This window comes from Bradyrhizobium sp. P5_C11_2 (genome assembly GCF_054049755.1).
This window is the reverse complement of record NZ_JBFULT010000626.1, coordinates 1-4,125: the sequence shown is the minus strand read 5'-3', so window position 1 is coordinate 4,125 and position 4,125 is coordinate 1. Positions and strand designations below refer to the sequence as shown.

Sequence of the window (4,125 nt, the reverse complement as noted above, 5' to 3'; positions counted from 1 at the left end):
GGTCATGACATCATCCGGCCGCTGATGACGCGGTCCGGCTCCATCGATGGACGCAAACCGGCCGCGCGGGCCGGGACGGCGTCACTCAAGATTGGCTTTGACTTGGGAAGTGAAGCGATCGGGACGCCTGGTCGAAACCTTGGCGCAATCGAAGCTGGCGGAAGAGGCCTCTAGCAGGCCGCGTACATACCGAACCAGGCGATCATCGAGCGCGGGCGTACGATCTGCGAATGCGACGAAATCATGCAAATCCCTCCCCGGTTGGCTTCAATGAGGTGCGCTTTATAGATGTGTCGTTTGCGATTTGCAACGGGGCTCGCGCGAGATCACGCGCGAGTGTTGCAAATTTGGTGCGCATCGCCGCTGCCTCAATCTCCGCCGTCATGCCCCGCCACCGGGTCTCGCCTTCGGCGAGCCCGATGACAGGATCCGGCGGGGGCATCCAGTACGCCGCGGCCTCTCGGTTCAATCACAACTGCCTCGGCGTACTGGATCGCCCGGTCAAGCCGGGCGATGACACCGAGTGCGTGTCTGTCTAATGCGCGTCGCCGCCGCCCGCCAGCGAGGCCGGCTTGTTCAGCAGCATGACCAGCAGGCTGAGGCCGAGATAGAACAGCGTCAGCATGAAGAAGGCGTCGCCGAAGCTCATCACCACGGCCTGGCGGTGCACGAGCTGGGAGAGCTGCTTCATCGCCATCAGCGTGGCGTCGCCGAGCCCCTGAAACTTCTGCATGAACATGGTCAGGGTTTCGGTCGCGGTCGCATTGCCCCAGGTCACGCGCTCCTGGAGGCGCGTGATGTGAAGGTCGGTGCGGTTGTTGAGCACGGTGTTGATAACGGCCAGGCCAACGGCGCCGCCGAGATTGCGCATCAGGTTGAACAGGCCCGAGGCGTTCTTCACCCGCTCCGGCGCCAGCGTGCCGAGCGCGATGTTGTTGGTCGGCACCATCGCGAACATCATGCCGACACCGCGCAGGATCTGCGGTATCAGCAGCTCATAGAAATCGTAGTCGCGCGTGATCCAGGTCATCTGGTAGGAGCCGATCGCGAACACGACGAGGCCGAACGCGATCATGTAGCGCATGTCGATCTTCACCATCAGACGACCGACCAGCGGCGCGACCAGGAACATGGTGATGCCCGAGACGAACATGGTCTCGCCGATCATCAGTGCGCTGTAGCCGCGCACCTCGGCGAGATAGCGCGGATAGATGTAGGTCAGGCCGTAGAGGCCGATGCCGATGCAGAATTGGAGGACGCAGCCGACCGCAAAGTTGCGGTTGGAGAAGGTGCGCAGATTGACGATCGGCTCGGCTGCCGTGAAGACGCGCCAGAAGAAGGCGATCGCCGATACGGCGCAGACCGCGGCGCAGATCGCCACCGACGTGTCCTGCAGCCATTCATATTGCGGGCCTTCCTCCAGCACGTATTCCAGCGTGCCGAGGAAGCCGGCCATGAACAGCAGGCCCCACCAGTCGAAACGATCGAGCAATTCGAAATGCGGCTCGTCGAAATCGACCAGCGCCAGCACGCCCAAGGTAATGGCGATGCCGGGCACGACGTTGATGAAGAACAGCCAGTTCCACGACATCAGATCGGTGATGTAGCCGCCGACCGTCGGCCCGATGGTCGGCGCCAGCGTCGCGACCAGCCCGATGATGGGACCGACGATGTGGAATTTGGAGCGCGGAAACACGGTGTAGGCCGAGGCGAACACCGTCGGGATCATGCCGGCGCCGAGAAAGCCCTGGAGCGCGCGCCAGAGGATCATCTCCTCGATGGTGGTGGCAAAGCCGCAGAGCAGGCTCGATATGGTGAAGCCGGCGGCCGAGATCGCGAACAGCAGCCGCGTGCCGAATGCGCGCGACAGGAATCCCGACAGCGGGATCGCGATGACTTCCGCGATCAGATAGGCGGTCTGGACCCAGGAGACCTCGCTCGAGCTTGCGGACAGTCCGGCCTGGATCTCGCTCAAGGAGGCCGAGACGATCTGGATGTCCAGGATCGACATGAACATCCCGAACACCATGATGATGAAGGCGAACAACCGCTTCGGCGCGATGCGCTCCGAAGCGGGGGCCGCCATCATCTCAGGTGAAGCAGTCGTGGCGTTCGCCATGGTCTGGCCTCGCAGCGCCGAAAGCGCGCCTACTGCGGATGGATCGCGGTGGGATCGTCGAGATCGATCTCGCTGTCGGCGTCGGCCGCGCCCTTGTTGGTGTCGACGGTCGCATAGACCGACATGCCGGCGCGGAGCAGGTTCTGCTTGGCAACCGATTTCGGCACGCGGATCCGGACCGGCACGCGCTGCACGATCTTGGTGAAATTGCCGGTGGCGTTGTCCGGCGGCAGCAGCGTGAACACCGAGCCCGCGCCCGCCGCGATGCTGTCGACGACGCCGGTGAACTTGCGCATCCCGTAGGCATCGACCTTGATCGTCACCGGCTGTCCGGGGCGGATGCGCTTGAGCTGGGTTTCCTTGAAGTTGGCGTCGATATAGACGTTGTCGAGCGGCACGACGTTGCCGAGCCGCTGGCCGACCGCGACGAAGTCGCCGGCGCTGACGAGGCGGTTGGAGAACGTGCCGTCGACCGGCGCCCGCACCGCGGTGAAGCTGAGATCACGCTCGGCCTTGGCGAGCGTGGTCTTGAGCTCGGCGAGCTGCGCCTGTGCTTCGGCCTGCTGCGCCTTGGCGACGTCGACATTRCTGACGGCGACATCATAGGCGGCCTGCGCGGCCTTGACCGCGGCGGCGCCCTGGTCGCGCCCGGCTTCCGAGCTTTCGAAGGTGGCGCGCGAGGCAAAACCCTTGCTGCTCAGCGCCTGCTGGCGCTCGTAATCGAGATCGGCGCGCTTCAGACCCGCTTCCGCGGAGACGAGCTGCGCCTTGGCCTGCGCGACCTGGCTGTCGAGGGCGGCAACCTGGCGGCCAATACGATCGATGGTGGCCTGCTGGGTCGCGATCCGGGTCGCGGCGGCATCGACCGCAATCTTGTAATCGCCGTCGTCGATGCGCAGGACGATGTCGCCGGCGCGCACCAGCGAGTTGTCGCCGGCGAGGATCGAGGAGATGTGACCGGCGACGCGCGCGCCCAGCATGGTGTTGTTGGCGCGGACATAGGCGTCGTCGGTGGAGACGTAGAAGCGGCCGACCAGCGTATAGTATCCGGCATAGCTCGCGGCCGCGAGCGCCAGCACCACGCCGATGCCCATCAGGACGAACTTGCGCTTGCCGGATTTGGCAGCGCCGGCAGCAGCGGGAGGCGCGCCGGGCGCGGGTGCATCCGGGCCGGGCTTGTCGGTCACGGGCTTCTCCGGCGCCTCGTTGCCACGGCGCTTGGTCTCTTCGGCCACATGAGAGCGCATCCGCTCGGCGAGCGCGGGGGATTTTTCGGCCGCAACTTCACTGCCCGCCTGCTCCGGCGTCGTTTCCACCGCTTCCTGGCGAAGGACGCGCGCAGCCTGGTCTCTCGATACGGCCATAACGGCCTCCCCAACAATAAAGCGCGATCGGGGACGACCGACGTGCGGCCTGCCCTTCTCGCTCATCTAAATATCATTGACCGAACCGTTCGGTCAATCTACATTATTTCGTCATTGGACCCTACGGCCCCGAATCCTTTACTTGGGTTTCTCGGCCCTGGACCCGATCGAAAAACCTTCCGAGACCCTGAACCAATGGTTGTAGCCAGCCGCGAACCTCTGCACCTCATCCCGGAGGAGGACAGCTCCAAGCGCCGCCAGATCCTGGACGGCGCCCGCAAGGTGTTCATGGATCTCGGCTTCGACGGCGCCAGCATGGGCGAGATCGCGCGCGCGGCCGCCGTCTCCAAGGGCACGCTCTACGTCTACTTCGCCGACAAAAGCGCCCTGTTCGAAGCCATCCTCGAGCAGGAGGCGCTCCAGCACGGCCAGGTCGTGTTCAATTTCGATCCCGCGCGCGACGCCGAGACCACGCTGAAGGAGTTCGGCCGGGCCTACATCCACCTGCTCTGCCGCCCCGGCGGCGGATCGGCGATCCGCACCGTGATGGCGATCGCCGAGCGCATGCCCGACGTCGGCCGCCGCTACTATGCGCGCGTGCTGGACAAGACCATCAACCGGCTCTCCGACTATCTCAAAGCC

At 64.7% G+C, this 4,125-nt stretch carries 3 protein-coding genes; 1 reads left to right on the top strand and 2 read right to left on the bottom strand.

Annotated features, from left to right (window positions below; genetic code table 11):
* Positions 1-535: 535 nt before the first annotated feature.
* A complete protein-coding gene (locus tag ACXJL8_RS35570; RefSeq protein WP_456622425.1) occupies positions 536-2,119 on the bottom strand; it encodes a DHA2 family efflux MFS transporter permease subunit in 1,584 nt (527 codons plus the stop codon).
* Positions 2,120-2,148: 29 nt separating this feature from the next.
* A complete protein-coding gene (locus ACXJL8_RS35565; RefSeq protein ID WP_456622426.1) occupies positions 2,149-3,483 on the bottom strand; it encodes an HlyD family efflux transporter periplasmic adaptor subunit in 1,335 nt (444 codons plus the stop codon).
* Positions 3,484-3,678: 195 nt separating this feature from the next.
* Here ACXJL8_RS35565 and ACXJL8_RS35560 point away from each other — a divergent pair.
* On the top strand, positions 3,679-4,125 hold a 447-nt coding region (locus ACXJL8_RS35560), incomplete at its 3' end, for a TetR/AcrR family transcriptional regulator (protein WP_456686504.1).

What these genes read in the sequence shown, in the direction of transcription:
- ACXJL8_RS35570 (WP_456622425.1), bottom strand. Translation starts at nt 2,119, where the DNA reads ATGGCGAACGCCACGACTGCTTCACCTGAGATGATGGCGGCCCCCGCT.